This window comes from Clostridium sp. YIM B02555, assembly GCF_022320955.1.
In the GTDB taxonomy this organism is placed as follows: domain Bacteria; phylum Bacillota; class Clostridia; order Clostridiales; family Clostridiaceae; genus Clostridium; species Clostridium saccharoperbutylacetonicum.
In genome coordinates, this window is sequence record NZ_JAKJJY010000018.1 from 100,828 (window position 1) to 122,652 (window position 21,825).

At 27.5% G+C, this 21,825-nt stretch carries 21 protein-coding genes and 1 tRNA gene; 5 read left to right on the forward strand and 17 right to left on the reverse strand.

Annotation, left to right across the window (positions count from 1 at the left end):
* Positions 1 to 48 precede the first annotated feature (48 nt).
* Positions 49 to 1,158 carry an HD-GYP domain-containing protein gene (locus L3B98_RS21005; RefSeq protein WP_015390215.1) on the forward strand — a complete coding sequence of 370 codons (1,110 nt, stop codon included), beginning with the start codon at positions 49 to 51 and terminating at the stop codon, positions 1,156 to 1,158.
* Positions 1,159 to 1,279: 121 nt separating this feature from the next.
* Here the strand turns inward: L3B98_RS21005 and L3B98_RS21010 are convergent, their stop codons facing one another.
* The 7 genes from L3B98_RS21010 to L3B98_RS21040 form a co-directional block, all read right to left on the reverse strand.
* Entirely contained in the window at positions 1,280 to 1,531 is a 252-nt protein-coding gene (locus tag L3B98_RS21010; protein WP_015390214.1) for a hypothetical protein, read from the reverse strand.
* 342 nt (positions 1,532 to 1,873) lie between these two features.
* The gene (gene carB / locus L3B98_RS21015) at positions 1,874 to 5,083 is read right to left on the reverse strand and encodes a carbamoyl-phosphate synthase large subunit (RefSeq protein WP_015390213.1); all 3,210 of its coding nucleotides are present in this window, start codon (positions 5,081 to 5,083) and stop codon (positions 1,874 to 1,876) included.
* 12 nt (positions 5,084 to 5,095) lie between these two features.
* Positions 5,096 to 6,145: a glutamine-hydrolyzing carbamoyl-phosphate synthase small subunit gene (gene carA / locus L3B98_RS21020; protein WP_238918116.1), complete on the reverse strand. Its 1,050-nt coding sequence runs from the start codon at positions 6,143 to 6,145 to the stop codon at positions 5,096 to 5,098.
* An 815-nt stretch (positions 6,146 to 6,960) separates the two neighbouring features.
* A complete protein-coding gene (mgsA, locus tag L3B98_RS21025; protein ID WP_077359676.1) occupies positions 6,961 to 7,320 on the reverse strand; it encodes a methylglyoxal synthase in 360 nt (119 codons plus the stop codon).
* A gap of 429 nt (positions 7,321 to 7,749) precedes the next feature.
* Complete coding sequence (locus L3B98_RS21030; protein ID WP_238918117.1) at positions 7,750 to 8,994, reverse strand: glutamate-5-semialdehyde dehydrogenase; 1,245 nt, start codon at positions 8,992 to 8,994, stop codon at positions 7,750 to 7,752.
* A 16-nt stretch (positions 8,995 to 9,010) separates the two neighbouring features.
* A complete protein-coding gene (gene proB, locus L3B98_RS21035) occupies positions 9,011 to 9,826 on the reverse strand; it encodes a glutamate 5-kinase (RefSeq protein WP_238918118.1) in 816 nt (271 codons plus the stop codon).
* 155 nt (positions 9,827 to 9,981) lie between these two features.
* Positions 9,982 to 10,629 carry a hemolysin III family protein gene (locus tag L3B98_RS21040; RefSeq protein WP_077359672.1) on the reverse strand — a complete coding sequence of 216 codons (648 nt, stop codon included), beginning with the start codon at positions 10,627 to 10,629 and terminating at the stop codon, positions 9,982 to 9,984.
* A 206-nt stretch (positions 10,630 to 10,835) separates the two neighbouring features.
* Between L3B98_RS21040 and L3B98_RS21045 the strand changes: the two genes are divergently transcribed.
* Both L3B98_RS21045 and L3B98_RS21050 read left to right on the forward strand, forming a co-directional pair.
* Positions 10,836 to 11,429, forward strand: a complete 594-nt coding sequence (locus tag L3B98_RS21045) for a DUF1836 domain-containing protein (RefSeq protein WP_015390207.1) — start codon at positions 10,836 to 10,838, stop codon at positions 11,427 to 11,429.
* Positions 11,430 to 11,560: 131 nt separating this feature from the next.
* Complete coding sequence (locus L3B98_RS21050) at positions 11,561 to 13,156, forward strand: ATP-binding cassette domain-containing protein (protein ID WP_238918119.1); 1,596 nt, start codon at positions 11,561 to 11,563, stop codon at positions 13,154 to 13,156.
* A gap of 106 nt (positions 13,157 to 13,262) precedes the next feature.
* Here L3B98_RS21050 and L3B98_RS21055 read toward each other — a convergent pair whose 3' ends face one another.
* A complete protein-coding gene (locus L3B98_RS21055) occupies positions 13,263 to 13,838 on the reverse strand; it encodes a TetR/AcrR family transcriptional regulator (protein ID WP_238918120.1) in 576 nt (191 codons plus the stop codon).
* A 437-nt stretch (positions 13,839 to 14,275) separates the two neighbouring features.
* Here L3B98_RS21055 and L3B98_RS21060 point away from each other — a divergent pair, with 437 nt between their 5' ends.
* Positions 14,276 to 15,166, forward strand: coding sequence for a phosphatidylserine decarboxylase (locus tag L3B98_RS21060; protein ID WP_238918121.1), 891 nt, complete (start codon positions 14,276 to 14,278; stop codon positions 15,164 to 15,166).
* A 148-nt stretch (positions 15,167 to 15,314) separates the two neighbouring features.
* Here the strand turns inward: L3B98_RS21060 and L3B98_RS21065 are convergent, their stop codons facing one another.
* The 9 genes from L3B98_RS21065 to L3B98_RS21105 all read right to left on the reverse strand — a co-directional run bounded on the left by L3B98_RS21065 (position 15,315) and on the right by L3B98_RS21105 (position 20,424).
* Positions 15,315 to 15,506, reverse strand: a complete 192-nt coding sequence (locus L3B98_RS21065) for a hypothetical protein (protein WP_238918122.1) — start codon at positions 15,504 to 15,506, stop codon at positions 15,315 to 15,317.
* A 24-nt stretch (positions 15,507 to 15,530) separates the two neighbouring features.
* The gene (locus L3B98_RS21070) at positions 15,531 to 15,695 is read right to left on the reverse strand and encodes an aspartyl-phosphate phosphatase Spo0E family protein (RefSeq protein WP_238918123.1); all 165 of its coding nucleotides are present in this window, start codon (positions 15,693 to 15,695) and stop codon (positions 15,531 to 15,533) included.
* A gap of 135 nt (positions 15,696 to 15,830) precedes the next feature.
* Entirely contained in the window at positions 15,831 to 15,989 is a 159-nt protein-coding gene (locus tag L3B98_RS21075) for a hypothetical protein (protein ID WP_238918124.1), read from the reverse strand.
* A 51-nt stretch (positions 15,990 to 16,040) separates the two neighbouring features.
* Entirely contained in the window at positions 16,041 to 16,205 is a 165-nt protein-coding gene (locus tag L3B98_RS21080) for an aspartyl-phosphate phosphatase Spo0E family protein (RefSeq protein ID WP_238918125.1), read from the reverse strand.
* A 298-nt stretch (positions 16,206 to 16,503) separates the two neighbouring features.
* The gene (locus tag L3B98_RS21085) at positions 16,504 to 16,665 is read right to left on the reverse strand and encodes a hypothetical protein (RefSeq protein WP_238918126.1); all 162 of its coding nucleotides are present in this window, start codon (positions 16,663 to 16,665) and stop codon (positions 16,504 to 16,506) included.
* Positions 16,666 to 16,776: 111 nt separating this feature from the next.
* On the reverse strand, positions 16,777 to 18,078 hold the full coding sequence (locus tag L3B98_RS21090) for a helix-turn-helix transcriptional regulator (RefSeq protein WP_238918127.1): 1,302 nt from the start codon (positions 18,076 to 18,078) through the stop codon (positions 16,777 to 16,779).
* Between the two features lie 617 nt (positions 18,079 to 18,695).
* A tRNA-Arg gene (locus L3B98_RS21095) sits at positions 18,696 to 18,770 on the reverse strand.
* Between the two features lie 130 nt (positions 18,771 to 18,900).
* Positions 18,901 to 19,806: a HAMP domain-containing sensor histidine kinase gene (locus L3B98_RS21100; RefSeq protein WP_238918128.1), complete on the reverse strand. Its 906-nt coding sequence runs from the start codon at positions 19,804 to 19,806 to the stop codon at positions 18,901 to 18,903.
* Between the two features lie 135 nt (positions 19,807 to 19,941).
* Positions 19,942 to 20,424, reverse strand: a complete 483-nt coding sequence (locus L3B98_RS21105; RefSeq protein ID WP_015390197.1) for a DUF1189 family protein — start codon at positions 20,422 to 20,424, stop codon at positions 19,942 to 19,944.
* Positions 20,425 to 20,605: 181 nt separating this feature from the next.
* On the opposite strand from L3B98_RS21105, the gene L3B98_RS21110 reads away from it, so the two are divergent.
* Positions 20,606 to 21,781 (forward strand): L,D-transpeptidase, encoded by a 1,176-nt coding sequence (locus L3B98_RS21110; protein ID WP_015390196.1) that lies wholly within the window; start codon positions 20,606 to 20,608, stop codon positions 21,779 to 21,781.
* Positions 21,782 to 21,825 lie beyond the last annotated feature (44 nt).

The window sequence follows — 21,825 nt, forward strand, 5'->3', positions numbered from 1 at the left end:
AATTTGTGATATAATAATTATTATTCTATAATGGAGGTTCGTGAAATTATGAGGTTAGTTCCTATAGAGTGTATCAAGGAGAATTCAATTTTAGGTAAAAGTATTTATACATCTAATGGTAGATGTCTACTAAAATCTGGACTGCCATTAACTATTGATACATTAAAAAAAATTAAGGAACATAAAATATTTTCTCTCTATATAATTGATGATTATAGCACAGCTGTTATTGAAGATATTATAAAACCAGAGCTAAGAAATAAATCAATTTCCATAATTAAAGAAACTTTTTCTCATATAGAAAGAATTTCCTCATCCCATGACTTTAAAAAAAGAAATATTAATCAATATTCTAAACAAGAAAAAAAATATTTTAAATCTATCAATAAAATTGCTGAAGAATTAGTGGAAAATATATTATCAAACAAGAATGTGTTATTATCTTTAGTTGATATTAAAAATATGGATGATTACACTTATGCTCATTCTGTTAATGTTGCTGTAATATCAGTTATACTTGGTATTAGTTTAAATTTATCTAGACAAAATTTAAATTACCTTTGTATTGGAGCATTACTTCATGATATAGGGAAATCTTTCATTCCAAGTGAAGTTCTTCAAAAACCAGATAAATTAACTCTAGAAGAATTTGAGCTAATAAAAAAGCATCCACGAAATGGTTATAACTTTTTAAATAAAATTTATAGTTTAAGTTCACATATTAAATTGATAGTTTTACAACATCATGAGAGATTTGATGGATTGGGCTATCCATCAAACCTTTCTAATGAAAGCATTAGTTATCTCGCTAGAATTGTTAGTATTTCTGATATTTATGATGCACTAACTTCTGATAGACCTTATAAAAGAGCTATGTGTCCAAATGATTCATTAGAATATTTAATGTCTAATTCTGGTACATTATTTGATCCTAATATACTTGATGTATTTTGTAAGATCATTATTCCTTTTCCTCAAGGAACAATAGTAAGCCTTAGTAATGGCGATATAGGAGTAGTTGAGGAAACAATCCCCAACTTCCCATTAAGGCCAATAGTAAAGATATTACAAAGTGAGACACCAAACAAAGTTGGTTCAAAACTTAATTTAATAGATACTCTTTCAGTAGTTATATCAAATGTAAAATACGAAATATAAAAAAAGTTGATAAAATATATTTATCAGCTTTTTTTTATATTATAATATGTAATATATTTTTTCTTTGATTAACCTTCAAAATATTAGGCTATCAATAAATATGTATTTGGGATTTTACAATTTATTGTACTAGCTTTAACTTATCCTTATCTTTCTTATATAAAAATGGATTTAAATTTGCTAGTTCTTCAGCTTCTTCAAAACTTCTAGCTCTAAATACTAATGTCCATCCATTTTTATCATATTTTCCTGCACACATTATATATTTTTTTTCTTCATTAACATAATGCCCCTGTCTATCTATTATCAAGCTTTTAATACTGTCAATATTTTTACAATTTAATTTAACAAAAAAACTTCCTGTATCCTTCATAATATACATCTCCTTAGCAAACGTATGTTCATTAATTACATTATACGGAACAGATGTTTGCTTGTCAATATAATCTATTATAATTTTGTAAAATGGCTAAAATGAAAAGTTAAATTCAACATTTAATAGTCAATTCTTGTAAACAGAGTTCAGTTCTGCACGCATTCATTATAAAAACTAGCCTTAAATGAAAACCCAAGTACCATTTTATTGATATAAGTTTAATTTAATCCTACATAACTCTAGAATTTAGTTTAAAAACTGGTTGATTGTTAATCAAAGAAAGATTATAAGGCCACTGAAAACTTAACTATTTCTCAGCAACCTTATAAAATAATTTTCCTATTCAGCTATATTAAATACTTCCAAATCATTTTTTTCATCAAATTTTTCAAGTTCTACATCAGCAATTGCTCTTAATGTATCTAAGGCAGTAATTACACCTAAGTTTCTTTCAACAGCTGCTCTTCTTATTAAGAACCCATCTCTATTTGAGTCATTTCCTTTGGTTGGTGTATTTACAACTAGATCAACTTCTCTATTCTTAACCACATCCAAGATATTTGGTTCTTCTTCATTAATCTTTCTAATTTCTTCTACCTCTATGCCAGCTTCTCTCAATAATGCACAAGTACCTGTAGTTGCTACAAATTTATATCCAACAGCCGCAAGATCTTTTGCTATAGGTAAGAATTCTGGTTTATCATGTTTGTTTATTGTTGCCAGTATTTTTCCCTTTTCCTTTGATGGATACATATATGCTCCAACAAATCCCTTGTATAAAGCTTCTTTTATATTTCTACCTACGCCTAAAACCTCTCCTGTAGATCTCATTTCAGGTCCTAAGCTTACTTCAACATTAGGTAATTTTTGAGTTGAGAATACTGGAACTTTAACTGAAACCAATTTTGGTTCTTTATATACGTCTATTCCATAACCTAAATCTTTTAATTTAGCGCCAAGCATTACTTGGGTAGCTAAATCTACAATTGGAACTCCACTTACCTTACTTATATAAGGAACCGTTCTTGAGGCTCTTGGATTAACTTCAATTACATATAATTTCCCTTCAAATTCTATGAATTGAATGTTTATCATGCCTTTTATGCCAATTCCTAACGCTAATTTTTTAGTATACTCTAATACATCAGCTTTTATCTTGTCAGATATATTTTGACTTGGATACATAGTAACACTGTCTCCAGAGTGAACTCCTGCTCTCTCTAAATGTTCCATGATACCTGGTATTAATATATTTTCTCCATCTGAAATCGCATCAACTTCAATTTCTCTTCCCATTAAGTATTTATCTATAAGAATTGGGTTTTTCTTATCTTTTGCAAATGCATTTTCTAAATAGTATGTTAATTCTTCTTCATCATGAGTTATTTCCATTCCTTGACCACCAATTACATATGAAGGTCTAACAAGTACTGGGAATCCCAATCTGCCTGCTTCTTCTAAACCTTCTTCTAGTGACCATATACCTTTACCTTTTGGTCTTGCTATTCCTAGTTTTTCTAGTAATTCATCAAACTTTTCTCTATCCTCAGCCATATCTATTTGATCTGCAGTAGTTCCTAGAGTAACAATGTTTTGTTCTTTTAAGAAATTAGCAAGCTTTATAGCTGTTTGACCACCAAATTGAAGTATTACTCCATCTGGCTTTTCTTTTTCTATTATATTTAAAACATCTTCTTCAGTTAATGGTTCAAAGTATAACTTATCTGATACATCAAAGTCAGTACTTACTGTTTCTGGATTATTATTTACTATTATAGTTTCAACTCCAAGCTTCTTTAACGCTTTTACACAATGTACTGAAGCATAGTCAAATTCTATACCTTGCCCTATTCTTATTGGACCTGACCCTATAACTATTACCTTCTTATTATTTGATACTTCTACTTCATCATATTGTTCATAAGTTGAGTAGTAATATGGTGATAATGCTTCAAATTCACCACCACAAGTATCAACCATTTTGTATGAAGGTTTTATATTCCATATATCTCTAAGTCTATATACATCATCAGGACTAACTTTTAACATATCAGCTATAGCCTTGTCTGAAAAGCCTTTTTTCTTTAAGTGGTATAACCATTCTTTATCTAAATCTTCTATTTTACTCAATTTCAACCTTTGCTCTTCTTCAACAATCCATTTAATTTTTTCTAAGAAGAACATATCAATTCCAGTGATTTTATTTATTTTTTCTATTCTATAGTCTCTTCTTAACATCTCTGCTAATGCAAAAATTCTTTCATCATCTGGAGCCATTACTCTTTCTTTAAGCTCAGACATGCTTAATTCTTTGAACTTCTTATGATCTAAAGAGAATTTCCCTATTTCTAAACTTCTTATTCCCTTTAAGAACGCTTGCTCAAAATTAGCACCGATTGCCATTATCTCACCAGTTGCCATCATCTTTGTTCCAAGTTCTCTATCAGCACCAAAGAATTTATCGAAAGGCCATTTTGGTATTTTTACTACAACATAATCAAGTGTTGGTTCAAAACATGCATACGTCTTTTGCGTAACAGCATTTTTTATTTCATCTAATCCATATCCAAGAGCTATTTTAGCAGCAAGTTTTGCAATTGGATATCCTGTTGCTTTTGATGCTAAAGCTGAACTTCTAGAAACTCTAGGGTTTATTTCTATAACTGCATATTCAAAACTATTTGGATTTAATGAAAACTGTACATTACATCCACCTTCAATTCCAACTGCATTTATTATATTTATTGATGCTGTTCTAAGCATTTGATATTCTTTATCTGAAAGAGTTTGTGAAGGAGCAACAACTATACTGTCTCCAGTATGTATTCCAACTGGATCTATATTTTCCATATTACATACGGTAATACAATTTCCATAAGAGTCCCTCATTACTTCGTACTCTACTTCTTTCCAACCCTTAACACTCTTTTCAAGTAAAACTTGACCTATTGTACTTAATTGAAGACCTAATCTTAATATGGTTTCAAGTTGTTCTTCATCATTAGCGATACCCCCACCTGATCCTCCTAATGTATAAGCCGGTCTTACTATAACTGGATATCCAATTTTGCTAGCAAAATCTAATCCAGATTTTAAATCAGTTACAATTTCACTCTTTATAACGGGCTCTCCAATTCTATTCATCATATCTCTGAATAGTTCTCTATCTTCACCCTCTTTTATAGATGCAATAGATGTTCCTATTACTTTCACATTGTATTTATCTAATATACCAGAATCATGCAATTCCACAGCAAGGTTAAGTCCTGTTTGACCACCCATTCCTGCAAGTAAGCTATCTGGTCTTTCCTTAGCTATAACTTTTTCAACAAATTCTAATGTTAATGGTTCTAAATAAACCTTATCTGCAACTTCTTTATCTGTCATGATTGTAGCTGGATTTGAATTCACAAGTACAACTTCTATACCTTCTGATTTTAATGCTTCACAAGCTTGAGTTCCTGAGTAATCAAACTCAGCCGCTTGACCTATGACTATAGGACCTGATCCTATAACTAAAACTTTTTTTATATCTTTATTTAATGGCATTCTCTTAACCTCCTAAAGTGCATATTCTAAGAATTTATCAAATATATATTCACTGTCTTTTGGCCCTGCTGACGCTTCTGGGTGAAATTGAACTGAATATATTGGTAAAGTCTTATGCTTCATACCTTCTACTGTTCCATCATTAATATTTACATGAGTAATTTCCATATCATCTGGCAATTTTTCTACTACATAACCGTGATTTTGAGAAGTTATATGCACAAGATTAGCTTCTAAATCTTTAACTGGATGATTGCATCCTCTGTGTCCGAACTTTAACTTAGCAGTTTTACCACCTAACGCTAATCCTAATAATTGATGTCCTAAGCAAATACCTGTAATTGGCTTCTTTCCAACTAATTTCTTTATATTTTCAATAGCAAAATCTAAATCTTCTGGATCTCCAGGTCCATTAGATAAAAATACTAAATCAGGATTAACATTTAATACTTCTTCAGCTGTAGCCGTTGCTGGAAATACAGTTAATTTACATCCTCTTTTTTTAAAGTTTCTTATTATATTTGTTTTTATTCCAAAATCCATAATTGCAACATGTTTTCCATTTCCATCAACTGTATAGGATTTGCTTGTTGTAACAGTCTTCACAGCTTCCTTTGTAGAAAAACCTGCAATTTTTTCTTTTATATATTCATCTTCTAAATCTTCAAGAGCAATAATGCCTCTCATCGTTCCACTATTTCTTAAAACCTTAGTAAGTGCTCTTGTGTCTATTCCTTCGAGTCCAATAACTTTCCCTTGTTTTAAAAAGTCATCAAGTTCTAATTCACATCTAAAATTACTTGGCATACTACATTTTTCTCTTACAATAAACCCTCTAACCTTAACTGAATCTGATTCCATATCTTCAAGGTTAATTCCGTAGTTACCTATTAAAGGGTAAGTCATAGTTACTATTTGTCCGTAATAAGATGGATCTGTAAGTACTTCTTGATAACCTGTCATACCCGTTGTAAATACTACTTCTCCAACGCTTTCTTTTAGATATCCAAAAGCTTTACCTTCAAAAACCATACCATTTTCTAATATAAGCTTTGCCTTCATGCTCAAGCCTCCTACAAATATATTTTTGCTAAAACTACACCTTATAAATTTTGTTTACATAAAAACAAAAGGATAATAAAGAGCATACAGTAAAACTGCCTCTTCACTATCCTGTGATATACCTTACAAATATTTGAATTCAAAAAATAAGCTATGAATTTTACATGCTTTCAAATATCATAGTCATGTTCCCTTTTTGGCCTCACAGGACCAAGTTAAAGTGCATCTTAACTTTTAAATCTTCTCTTTTTATCTATTCTAGTTTATAGCTTATACTATGTCAAGATAATTTAAGGATAGTTTTTATTTATAATTATTTTACTTTTCAATACTAATAAAATATTTTTTCTGATACTAATCTTATCACAAAACCACAAATATATAAAGCATAAAAATTCATTTATATTGAATTTTTATTCATGTATTATATTACTAAATATACTAAAATCATATTTTCTTAGCATTCTCATATCCAGTATCATTTTTATCAAATACTGTTATTTAGATATAAATATATTATAACTCTATAACTTAAATATATTTATATTATTATTTATTCTAAGTCAATCTATATAATTATAAATATACAAACATTTAACATTGTATCCATTGTAATTTGTTTAAATTTGTGGTATTATATAAATAAGAAAATATTCAGAAAATTCAAGCAGTTACAGTTATAATGAACTGACTTTTCCTGAGTATTAATAAGTTTACTTTAAAAAAATGCACTTATCATATGTATTGATAAGTGCATTTTTTTATAAGATATATTTGACTATTATTTTAATTTTTTCAATAGACTTGTCCATTTTTTAAAATTCTTTGATCACTATTTCAGCAGTTTTTACATTAGTAACAACTGCAACATTATGTACATTACACACTCTAAGCAATGCATTTACATCTGGTTCATGTGGTTGCGCAGTTAAAGGATCTGTAAAAAATATTACTAAATCTATTTTCCCTTCTGCAATACGTCCCCCCAACTGTTGATCTCCTCCATATGGTCCAGATAAGTATCTTTTAACTTCTAATCCAGTTGCTTCTGATATCTTTTTTCCTGTTGTTCCAGTTGCAACCAAGTCGTACTTAGCTAGTGTATCTTTATATTTTTTTGCAAATTCAATTATATCCTCTTTCTTTTTGTCATGAGCTATTAAAGCAATTTTCATAATTACAACTCCTTTTAGTGTTTCAAATACGTTTTCATAAAAAAATTATACTATAAATTTCTTCAATAAAAAAGCTTATTGCACTTTATTTAAAAATCTCACTCAATTTTATGTTCTGAATTACAGCTTCTTCATAAATTTCGGAACATTGAATAAATCAAATTTACATATAAATAGAAGATAAGGAAATTTCCTAATCATTATAGTTTTCCTTAATATATATAGCAATTTTGAGTATTTCCTCGGAAATACTCAAAATTGATACATTTATTTAATCATAGCTCATTAAATTTATTAATATTCCAGTTATTCATTTATATATACATCCTCTAGTCTATTTTTAAAGCTAAAAATATATTACTAAAAATGATTCTATGAAGTTTAAATATAAAAATATAAGAGATATAGAAATATCTCTCATATTATTTATTATCTTATTTGTCCATTTCCATAGATAATATATTTTATTGTTGTTAATTCCTTAAGTCCCATTGGACCTCTCGCATGTAACTTTTGAGTACTTATACCTATTTCAGCTCCAAAACCAAATTCAGAGCCATCTGTAAATCTTGTTGATGCATTTACGTATACAGCTGCTGCATCTACCCTCTGTAAGAATTTTTGAGAATTCTTATAGCTTTCAGTGATAATTGCTTCTGAATGTCCTGTTCCATATTTATTGATATGGTTAATTGCTTCATCTACATCTTTTACTATTTTTACTGCTATTATATAATCTAAATATTCTTTTCCCCAATCCTCTTCATTAGTTTTTTCAATGTCACCAATTATAGCTTGTGCAGCTTCATCACCTCTAACAGCGACGCCATTTTCTCTAAGTGCCTTAACAACAACTGGTAAAAAACTATTAGCTATTTTTTCATTTACGAGCAACTTTTCTGCTGCATTACAAACTGAAGGCCTTGATGCTTTTGCATTAACTGCAATATTTTTTGCCATTTCAAAATCACAGTCTTCATCTACATATATATGACAATTTCCGGTTCCTGTTTCTATTACTGGAACTGTAGCATTTTTAAGAACTGATTGTATTAACCCCGCTCCTCCTCTTGGAATAAGAACATCTATGAATTCATTTAATTTCATCATTTCAGTAGCAACTTCTCTAGTTGTGTCTTCAACAAGTTGAACACATCCTTTTGGCAATCCAGCTCTCTCAATTCCTTTAACTAAAGCATTAACTACAGCTTTATTAGAATTAATAGCTTCACTGCCTCCTCTTAATATAACTGCATTTCCAGTCTTTAAGCAAAGTCCAGCTGCATCACAAGTCACATTAGGTCTAGCTTCATAAATTATCCCTATAACGCCTAGTGGAACTCTCTTTTGCCCTATTTGCAACCCATTAGGCCTTTGCCACATTGAAATTACTTCTCCTATTGGATCTTGCAGCTTTACTACATCCTTTAATCCATCTGCCATACTTTCAATTCTTTCATCATTTAATGCTAATCTATCCAACATTGCTTCTGATGTACCTTTTATTCGTGCAGCTTCTAGATCAATTTCATTGGCTTTTACTATATCTTCCTTAGCCTTAATTAATTCCTCAGCCATAAAGATTAATGCAGTATCTTTTTCTTTTGTTGATGAAATACCTAATTCATATGATGCCTCTTTTGCATTTTGCCCCATGCTTACTAATTTACTCATTTCTTAGCCCCCATTTCTATTTCTTTACTGATGATATAAATAAAGTTCCTATTTCCTTACCATCTAAAATCTCTAATAGTATATTTGGTTCACTTCCATTTGCTAAAACCATATCTACTCCTGCTCCAGTTGCTGTTTTAGCTGCTGTCAACTTTGTAATCATTCCGCCAGTTCCTAAATTAGAACCAGCTCCTCCAGCACATTCTTCTAACTCTGGAGTAATTTCAGTTATCTCACTTAATAGTTTTGCATCATCATTATTTCTTGGATCTGAATCATAAAATCCATCAATATCAGATAATATTATTAATAAATCTGCATTAACTAAACAAGCAACTATGGCAGATAAATTATCATTATCTCCAAATCTAACTATGTTTTCAATTTCATCTATAGAAACCGTATCATTTTCATTTACTATTGGAATTATCTTCTTCTCTAATAGTGTTTCAAATGTATTACATACATTCTTTCTAACATGATCATCTTCAACCACATCTCTTGTAAGTAAAACTTGGCCTACTATATGGCTATATTCTCCAAAAAACTTACTATATATATGCATTAACTCACATTGTCCAACCGCAGCTACAGCTTGCTTTTCTCTTATACTTTCGGGCTTTTCTTTCAATTTCAACTTATTTACACCTACTCCAATTGCACCTGATGTTACAAGTGTAACTTGTTTACCTGAATTAACTATGTCAGATAAAATCCTAGTTAATTTTTCAATTCTACATAAATTAATATTTCCATTATCATAGGTTAAAGTTGATGTTCCTACTTTTACAACTATTCTATTTGCATCCTTTAATTTCTGACGAAAGCCCATTTTTACATCTCCTTAAAGTCTTATTTATTTCTTAAGTTTTATCTTACTATACCTAATATATCTTATCAAGTTAGAAAATAATATATAAAAAGAACTAAGGATATTATTTTTATATCCTTAGTCCTTCTATATTAATGTATTAATACCAAAATTATTTATATTATGTATGAAAATACACAAATAAAGTGGCAAAGTGTTCCAAACATAATGAACACATGAAAAATCTCATGTCTTCCAAATAACCATATTCTTATTTTTTCAGATTTTAATGCATAAATTACTCCACCTATGGTATACATTAAACCTCCTACTATTAACCACATTAGTCCAAATGTAGGTAATACTTGAGCCATTGGATATATAACAACAATTGCAAACCAACCAATGCCTATATACATAGTGCTACTAAGCCATCTTGGGCAAGTAACCCAGCATAACTTAAATATTATTCCTACAACAGCACACGTTGTTACTGCCATAAATAAATTGAAGCCCATCTTACCACTCAATGCAACTAAACAAAATGGAGCATAAGATCCAGTAATTAATATAAATATCATTGAATGATCTATTCTCTTAAGCATTTTTATTACTTTATCATTAGCTATAACAGAGTGATATGTTGCTGAAGCACTATATAATAAAATCATACTTATGCCAAAAAAGATTACTGATCCTAAAGTTATCGCCGAACTTCCTGAAGTATAAGCTTTCACTAACATAGCTATTAAAGCAAATAGTGATAATACTGCACCAACAAAATGAGTTAATCCATTAATAGGTTCTCTTAAATATTTTTCCATGTATATCCCTCCCACTAATTGTCACATAGTTTTTATAACTACTTCTTATTATACTAGAAAATATTTCATATATCTATCAATATTTAAAAATTATTATTGTTAATTATTATTTTACCCATAAATACTTGAATTATATACTTTATTCAATTAATATTGAAAATATAATATATACATAGTTTTGATTACTATGTGAAAGGTGAAATTTTATGAGCGATTTTAGTATTGATAACTATATCAACTCCCAAAAATCATCAAATAATATTAATCTAGATGATTTTCCTGAAATTGATTTGTATATGGATCAAGTAATGCAATTATTTGAGAACAAATTAAGTTATACCAAGCGATATAAAGACGATAAGGTTTTAACAAAGACCATGATTAATAATTATGCAAAAGGCAAGTTATTAATGAAAATTAAAAATAAAAAATATACTAAAAACCATCTTATATTAATGGGCTTAATTTACAACTTAAAAGGTTCTTTATCATTAACAGATATTAAAACAATATTAACACCTATAATCAATTCTTTTGATAAAGAAAATGATTATCCGTTATACGATATATATCAGTCTTTCCTTGATATATATGATTTCAATTTGGATGAACTTAATGTATCGTCAAATAAAATTTATGAAAATATAGAAAAATTGGTAGATTCAAAGAACCTTGATCTTGGTGATTTTGAAGAAAAATTTTTATTAATTTGTGCTTATGTCTCTATGAGCAATCTTTATCGACGCATGAGTGAAAAAATAATCGATGATTTTTTTGGCGATCACGATAATTCTAAATAATTAATCTTAATATAACTTTGTAATAATGCAAAATATATTAATTATATGTTATAATAAGCAACATGAGACGAAACTATTTATGCAATAAAAAATCATTACAATAATATAAGAAGAAATGAGGTAGAAATAGATTGATAACTGTATCAAATGTTAGTCTGAGATTTGGCGGACGTAAACTTTTTGAAGATGTCAACCTTAAATTTACTCCTGGTAATTGCTATGGAGTTATTGGTGCTAATGGAGCTGGAAAAAGTACTTTCCTAAAAATATTATCAGGCGAGGTTGAACCTAATACTGGGGAGGTTATAATTCCTCCTAATACAAGAATGTCAGTTTTAAAACAGGATCATTATAAATACGATAATTTTCAAGTTTTAGAAACTGTAATTATGGGTAATGAAAGACTTTACCAAATAATGAAGGAAAAAGATGAAATATATGCAAAACCAGATTTCTCTGATGAAGATGGAATTCGAGCTTCTGAATTAGAAGGTGAATTTGCTGAACTTAATGGTTGGGAAGCAGAATCCGAAGCTTCTTCTGTTTTGCAAGGACTTGGAATAGGAACTGAACTTCATTTTAAAAATGTATCAGAATTAACTGGTGGAGAAAAAATTAAAGTTCTTTTAGCTCAAGCACTTTTTGGTAATCCAGGGATATTGATTCTAGACGAACCTACTAACGGTCTTGACTTAAAGGCTGTTAACTGGTTAGAAGACTTTTTAGGTAACTTTGATGGAACTGTTATAGTCGTATCCCATGATAGACATTTCTTAAATGCAGTTTGTACGCAAATGGCTGATGTTGACTTTGGAAAGATTAAACTTTATGTTGGTAACTATGACTTCTGGTATGAATCAAGTCAATTAGCTCTTCAAATGTCAAAAGATCAAAACAAAAAGAAAGAAGAAAAAATTAAAGAATTACAAGACTTCATCGCAAGATTTAGTGCTAATGCTTCAAAATCAAAGCAAGCTACTTCTCGTAAGAAGTTATTAGATAAAATAACATTAGATGACATTCAACCATCTAGCAGAAAATATCCTTTCGTAGGTTTTAAACCTGAAAGAGAAGTTGGTAATGATATATTAATGGTTACAGACTTATCTAAAACAGTTGACGGAGTTAAGGTTCTAGATAATGTGAGCTTCATGGTTAATAAGGGAGATAAAATAGCTCTTATTGGTAATGAAATAGCTGTAACTACATTATTTAAAATCTTATCTGGAGAAATGGAACCAGACAGTGGTGAATTTAAGTGGGGAATAACTATAACTACAGCTTACTTCCCAGCAGATAATACACAATATTTTGAAGATTGTAACCTTTCTTTAGTAGATTGGCTTAGACAATATTCAGAAGAAAAGTCTGAAAGCTATATAAGAGGTTTCCTAGGCAGAATGTTATTCTCTGGAGAAGAAGCTTTAAAAGAAGCTAATGTATTATCTGGAGGAGAAAAGGTTAGATGTATGCTTTCTAAGATGATGCTTTCTAATGCAAATGTATTGATGTTAGATCAACCAACTAATCATCTTGATCTTGAATCAATAACAGCTGTGAATAATGGATTAAATGACTATAATAGTAACATTTTATTTGCTTCTCATGACCATCAATTTGTTCAAACTATAGCAAATAGAATTATAGATATTAAAAATGATGGCTCTATAGTTGATAGAACTATGACATTCGATGAATATTTAGAATTTACCAATTCTAGTAAATAAGTATAATTAAAAAAATAACACCTAGCCTTCCTTTATTGGAATGCGTTAGGTGTTATTTTTTACAAAACCTACACTTAATTATAGTATATTTATTAAATTCACAAAATTACTTATAATCTATCCCTATTCCTCTTAATGTAAATCTTATAGTACTTTTAATAATATTTTCTAATTCAATTTTTTCAACATGAATAGATTCATATATCGCTGATGAACATAGTGAACCAAAAAATTGAAATGCTATAAGCTCTGTATCTCCATTTTCAATCAAACCACTTTTCATAGCACTTTTTATATTTATTTCTATTTCATTAATATATTCTTTTATTTTTTTTCGTAACTGATTCTGCCTGTCCTCTGTTCCCCATAACTGACTCATTACAACTTTGAAAAAATTTGTATATCCATATAAGAAAGTTAATTGTATTTCACAAATTCTTATTAATTTTTCTATAGGCCCTATATCCATAACTTGAACTTCAAGAACTTGGCTATTCAATATTTTCAATCCTTCTTCAACAATAAAATTAAATATCACTTCTTTACTTTCAAAATGATAATATAATGTTCCTTTTGCAAGACCTGCATTAATAGCTATATCATCCATTGTAGCTCCCCTATATCCGGATTCAGAAAATATTTTTATTGCAGATTCAAATATTAATTTTTTAGTTTTGTTCATAAAATTCCTCCGCCTTCGCCTTTAATTATTTACCATTAACATAATAATGTTATTATACCACTTAGTATAATATTAAACTATAATTACAAAAAGCTAATGCTAAAATTAATTACCAATAGAATATACTTTTGAAATTTCTAATATGTATGATAAAATTAGTATTAAAGTATAAAACTGAATTATGCATGTTACACATAATTTATCCAACATATATTTCTAATATATACATTCAAATTACCAGTTAATGGCGAAATCCCCTCAGGATTTCTTGAATTGAAATGTACAATCTTAATTAGAACTTATATATTAAATTTAATAATTACATTAGAAATATATAATAAAAATAAGAAATGGAGGATACTTGTCATAGCTGTAACATTATAAAATTTGCTAGAATTTTAATTTGCATTTTTTATAAAGTTTTGACAATAGTATTTATGATTCAAGTATATAATAGAACAACAAAATCTTATGAAGAAGAACTTATTGCAGGAAAAAAGTATATAGAATGGACATATGAATCACCAATTGGAAAAAACTTCACTGAACTTATCGTAAAAAAGAAATTTTTTTCAAAAATTTATGGCCTTTATTGTGATACTAAGTTAAGTTCAAAAAAGATTCCATCCTTTATAGAAAACTTTAATATTGATATGGATATTTCAAAAAAAAATCTTAGTGAATTTAATTCCTTTAATGATTTTTTCACACGAGAATTATATTCTGATGCTAGACCGATAGATAAAGATAATAATGTTTTAATTTCTCCTGGTGATGGACGAATTACTGCATATGAAAATATTGATCTAGATAATATAGTTCAAGTCAAAGGATTAACATATAGTTTAAAGGAACTTATAAATGATGATAATATTGCTAATAAATATATTGGAGGCACATGCATTATATTAAGATTATGTCCTACAGATTATCATAGATTTCATTTTATAGATTCTGGAATTCCTTTGGAAAATAATTATATTCAAGGTCATTATTACTCTGTAAATCCAATAGCATTAAAAGCTATTCCAAAGCTTTTCTGTGAAAATAAAAGAGAATGGTCATTATTTAAATCTGATAACTTTAAAGATATATTGCACATAGAAGTTGGTGCAACTTGCGTTGGTTCAATTATTCAAACTTATTCACCTAATGTTAAAGTAAATAAAGGTGAAGAAAAGGGATATTTTAAATTTGGAGGATCAACAACAATATTATTCTTTGAAAAAGATAGTATAAATGTAGATACTGATATCTTAGAACAATCTAAACTCGGTTTTGAATGTAAAGTTATTTTCGGTGAGCACATTGGTACAAAAATTATATAAAAAAAGTGACTTAACTTGAAGGTTAAGTCACTTTTTTATAATTGGCAGAGTGTGATTTAAAGCCTACATAAGTAATGGCTTATACTGTTGGCATAAAAGACTAGGTTAATATCATAAATTAAATAATAACCCGTAAGTAACTTAATTGTTACTTACAGGTTATTTTTCTGCTATTGAATAAATCTGGATCAACTACAATTCCACCTTGACACAACTTCACATAATCGTCGTTTTCCTCAGATACTTCATACCCAGTACTTTCTATTAATTCAATTTCTTTTTTAAAATCTTCAATTGAAGTATTTTCTCTATATATTTCTATTGATTCCTTAATTATCATCTAAGCCCCACCTTTATATAAAAATCAAACTTTTCTTTTCATACTTATGTTTATGTATATATCTAAATTCCTGCTAGCAATTATTACCTCATTAGAACTCCGTCCATATATTTCAATTGCCCTATATAGATTTTCCCTAGCTTTTTCCATAGCTTGGTTAAGCTTAGAAATAGCTTCATCATTTTTCAATTTTAATCCCCTCATTTTCCCCGTATATTATCTCCTTATTTTTCTTAAATGCTTGCTACGAGCTCAATTATATAGATATATTTAATTTTTTACAAATTTAAAAAAGTCCAACAAAATTAACTCTAATTCGTTGGACTATTCTGCTTTAGGCTTATGCCATTCTATTGGTACATTTGCTATACACATACATTCAGAGCTATTATCCTTGAAAATACAATTGCCACAACTGTCCTCATGGATTTCACAATATTTAACTAATAATTTATATATCATTATTGCTAATATATTTTTCATATTTACTACCCCACTTTTGCCACTTCTTTAAATCAAAATTACATTCAATTTTCAAAAATTTTCTTTCATACTCATGTTTATATATATATCTAAATTTTGACTTGCAATTATAACCTCATTAAAATCCCGACCATATATTTCAATAGCCTTATGTAAATCTGCCCTAGCTTTTTCTATAGCTTGATCAAGCTCAGAAATAGCGTCATTATTTTTCAACTTTAGTTCCTCCATTTCTCTGATGATAGTATAAAATAACTCTAGGTTACTATGGGTTTCTCTCTTCTAATCACAAACTGGCGTTCGTTTTAAAGCAATAACAAATTTCATTTTTCCCTCTTAATACTACCTGCTTATTTACTTATTTATTTTAAATGCCTACTGCCTGAATAAATTATATTGCCATCTCTAATATTTGTAAAATGAAAAAAAAATCAAGTAAACTGGATTAATCCACTTGATTTTTACTTGATTTTTTTCTGTTTTAAACAACTTTTTTTATTGATTTTTAATGTTATTAATATGGATCAGTTGAATTTACATGATATACATTATTTTGCTTTACACTAGACACTGTATTATTTTTGCCAGTATTAGTATGTGTAGTTTTAGTTGAAGCAAATGCAACATTTGTTAGTAACATTGACGTTGCTATTACTGCTAATATAATTTTCTTCATAAAATCACCTCCCTGAAAAATAAAGTACATTCTACAGTTTCTACCTTTTCTGCCTTTACAGTGTAACATAAAATTGAAATTTGCGATTGATTTTTTTTATTTTTATTTTTTTTAAATCTGTTTAAGTTTATCAATTAATTCATTGCTGAAATATATGCTTTTCTCCTCATTTCGACCTCTATAATATTCTGAAATCTTTGCATAACTTAAACAATAATTTATATTTAACGCCTTTGCTTTATCTGCCATTAACATTAATTTTTTTTCATCCTCTCTTTTCATATAAATAACCACTAGCTCATTTATTACGTCTTTAATTAAATCTAAATTCTCTCTATCTTTGCTTTCGCATATATCTAATGCTTGTAAAAGATATTGCTCAACATCTTCATTTTCGTGTGCAAGAATTTTTGCTGCGATGTACAGAATTTCATCTAGATATTTATTGTCATAACTATAAATTAAAGCATCTTTTATATATTTGGCTGCTTCTTCATATTTTCCATTATTAAAGTATAATTCTGCTAAATTTCTATATCCTAGAGCGAGCAAATCTTTATCATCATGAGCTATATCGAATATCTCAAAGTATTCTTTTTCAGCTTCTTCAAATTCATTCTCTTTAAATTCATTTTTATCAAGGAAACAATTAGCATATACCATTTTTATTTTTAACAACATTGTTTTATCTTTTATATATTTCTCTTTAAGCATTTTTAAATACTTTAAAGCTACATCATATTCACCTAGCTTTTTATATGTCAAAGCTCTTTGATAAAGTATCATTACAGAAATGTCATCATCTGCTAAATAATTATTTAGTTTTTCTGCCATATCCAATTCTTGTAGCGATTTAATATAGTTTTCCATAAATATATAATTTCTAGATTTATATATATATAAAGTTGTTTCTTCAAACTTATTTTTGGTATTAATACTTATCTCTAGTCCACTATCACACATTTGATCACTTTTAAAATAACTCTGCTTATAGTAATAAAAATCAGCAGCTAATTTATACAACTCTACTTTTTTATTATCTGCAATATTATACTTTTCAATTAGTTCTTCAGCTTTACGCAACTTTTGTTCAAATAGATATATTGTTTCAGTTTCTCTTAATTCGTTTATAATGTTATTTTTTAAAAAATTATTTGCTTGGCTATGTTCATCTTGTAAAAAATCATCTGCTATAAATTTAATATCTAGCATTCTTTTTTCTTTTGCAATTTTATTTAATCTTTTAACAAATAAATTTGCTAAATTACTGCTTATCTTTTGTTTATTGTTTTCAATTAAACTTATATTGTTTTTTGAACAAATGCCTTCTGCAAGTTCTTCCTGCGTCATATGAAACAGCTTTCTTATTCTCTTTATTTTTTCTCCTTGTTTCATAATTTCATTATTAAACATTTAAGTTTTCTCCTCTCTCTTTAAAGAGATAACAAAAACTAAATACAAATTTTGCACATTATACAATTCATTTCTATTATTATAGACAAAATTATACGAAATGTATTATAATTACAGTGCTTGCAATAAGTTGTTAGCTCTCTTTAGACTCTGCAATGCTCGAGCTCTAATCAACCATTGCAGAGTTTATTTTTATCCTTTAATTTTAACATATATTTCTATATATAAATATATTATGATAATTTAGATTAATATTCAATAGATTTTAAGTTAATCTTCGTATTATATATTCCTTAAACAGAAATTTAATTATTATCAAAAAATTACAAACAACTAAATAAAACCCCGTAAGTAACACTTAGTTACCTACGGGATTATTCCATTATTTATTGTATATTAGTACTCCCAGCGGGATACCACCTATATGATTTTTCGAATTTATTCAAATACAATCAGATGTCTTAATATAACTATTTTACTACATTTTAAAACATATTTATATATCTTCAATTCCACTTAATTTTAATGTTATATTTATAAAGAGTCCTCTTTTTGTCTCCTTCTGAATATATAAGAATGGCTTAACCCTAGTAGTTAAGCCATTCTTTATTGCAACCTGGCAGAGTGTGAAGGAATCGAACCCTCAATGTACCGTCCGTAGCGGTATGTTATATCCGTTTAACTAACACTCCTTATTAATTTTTAACAACAAACTTATATTATCACAAGCTACCATAATAATCAAGTTTATAATAGGGTTAATATTATAATTTTATAAAAATAACCCTATGCATCATGAATAAACATAAATTATTCTATCTATTATAAATAAATATCAGAAAATTCTAATTCAAATAATTCAACTTTATTTTTAACATTTAAATATTTATTTTTACCAAACTCATCTTCTTTTAATAATTCCATTGGTAATTTAACAATAAATTCAGATCCCTTGTTTTCTTCACTTTTAAGCTCTATTGTTCCATTATGAGCTTTGGTTAAATATCTAACTAAATCTAATCCTATTCCACTGCCAAAATTCTCATTATTTTTATTTCTTGATGATTGAACAAATCTATTAAATATTGTTTTTTGTTCTTCTTTTGAAATTCCAATACCTTCATCTTTTATTGAAATAGTTAACTGATGAATACTCTTCCAAGCATTTATATATATACTTTTTCCTTGTGGCGAAAATTTTATAGCATTAGAAATTAAATTCATTATTATTCTATCTATTGCCTCTGGATCTATTGCCATAACACATTCCTCAACATTTGTATCAAAAACTAAAGATATATCTTTTTGTTTAGCATATTTATCAATAGCCGATATGTTCCATTCAATTAGATTTATTATATCTAAATTTTCCTTCTTAAGATTATAATGCTGCTTTTCCAATTTTGTAGTATCTATAAGATTATTAATAAGCTTTAATATCTTATACGCATTTCTTTTAATAATGTCCATATGCTCTTTGTTTTGCTTAACTTTGTTAACATCCAAACATTCATCTTTATAACACTGCAAAATACTTAAAATAATATTAAGCGGTGATCTTAAATCATGAGAAATATTTAAAATAAAATCCTCTTGAGCCTTTTTAGATTCTGATAAATTAATAACCATATTTATTAATTCATCTTTTGATAATTTAAGCAATTCTCTTTTTTTTAGTAAATTATCTTCTTCCAACTCACAGTTATTCATAATATTAACTTCACCCATTTTTAATCCCCTTCATTTTTTACTTTTTTTACCATAAATCCTATTACATAATATCATATTTTTTTCCAGCTAACAACTATATATTTAATAAAATATATATATTATTTTTTAAAACTTGCATAATAATACAATTTGCTAATTCATATTACTTATTATTTCATCTTTTATATATTTCAAAATTAATACAACATAAGTCAATGTACCTATTATAAACATAGTATTAAAATCTATATTAGGTTTAATCAATTCTAAAATCATTTGAATTATTAATGGAAGTGTTGCTGCATATATGGTTAATGAAAATAAAGCTATATATTTAACTATCATTTTCATAAATAATGTAAATATTGATGAAACAATAGCTACAATTAGACAATTGAATAATAAATTTAGAAATTTCATTCCAAAGTTATTAATTATGAGTGCTATAAAGGGCATAATTTCAAAAGAACTAGTTCTATATACATTAATTGAATCACTTATTAAAACTGAAATTAAAGTGAGTAACATTGCATAAGAAATTGATCTAAAAATACCTTCTTTTGCATATTTAGAAAAAACCTTTATGTCGTATATAGAAGTTATAAATTTAGTAAAAAAATTAGTATTATAATTCATTTTTTCCTCCAACTCGATATCTTTAGTATTAGTAATTCTTACAAATATATTAACATACATATTTATTAGTTCAAATGTTAAGGTTTATTATTTACTGTTATTGTCAATATTATAGCTAAAAAGAAAAAACATATTTTTAGAACTTTTAATATGTTTTGCTAATTAAATAGGAGGCATTTTTTTGAATATAAATCTATACAGTAAAAGATATAGCAAAACTTTAATAAAAAGACTTATATATTTTTTAGTGTTTGTCACAATACTTAGTTTTACTTATTTTTATGAATCTTATAAATACAAAAAATTAATTGATAATTTTAAAACAAATTTCGAAGAGTACGAATTTTCAAATGCAAATAATGATCTATTAATTTCCGAAAATTTTAATCCTTTTAAAATATTCTTACTTAAAAAGGATATATCTAATTATTTCTATGGAAGAATCGAGACTTTGTCGGAAGATATTAATAATAAAAAAATTTCTTCTGAAGAAGTCTTAATACAACTTAATGAGATTAAACATTATAATATAATAGATGAGGATAAAATAAACAGTGTTTCAAGTTCTATTGACTTAATTCAAGATTCAATTAATAATTACAAATCTGGTGTAAATTACTTTAATAGTCAACAGTATACAAATGCAATTTCTTCTCTTAAAAAAGTTTCTAGTTTGGATTTAAATTATACTAATTCACTAATATATTTAAAGTATAGTAGGAGCAAACTTAAAGAAACTTTATTTGCTTACTGCGATAACTTAGTTAATAATGACCATTACAGTGATGCTTTATCTAAAATCTCAGATAACAATAAATTTTTAGGTATTGATTCAGATATAGACGCAAAAATTTCAGATATAAAATCAAAACAACAGGAATACTTTGATAAAAATTCAGCTATTGCTGAAGCTTCATCTAGTGCATTGACCAGTGCTATATCTACTGCTAATATTAATACATTAAATATTGAAAGTAATACATCTTATTTTATTAATGTAAATCTATCTAATCAAAAAACATATATCTATAAAGGAAAAACTAACAACTGGAATTTAATAAAAACATTTCCTTGTTCTACAGGAATAAAAGGTGAGGATACACCTTCAGGCTCATTCGCAATTAAAGAAAAAGGTGATTGGTTCTTTTCTGAACGATATTCACAAGGAGGAAAGTATTGGTCTCAAATTACTGGAGACATTTTGTTTCATTCATTTCCATTCGCTAAAGATAAATCTACCATTTTAGATACAACACTTAATAAACCATCTTCTCATGGCTGTATAAGATTATCAATAGATGACGCTAAATGGGTTTATACTAATATTCCTAAAGGAAGTAAAGTAATAATAAAGTAGATAATAAGGGTTCTACAAAATAATTATAGAACCTTTATTCCATT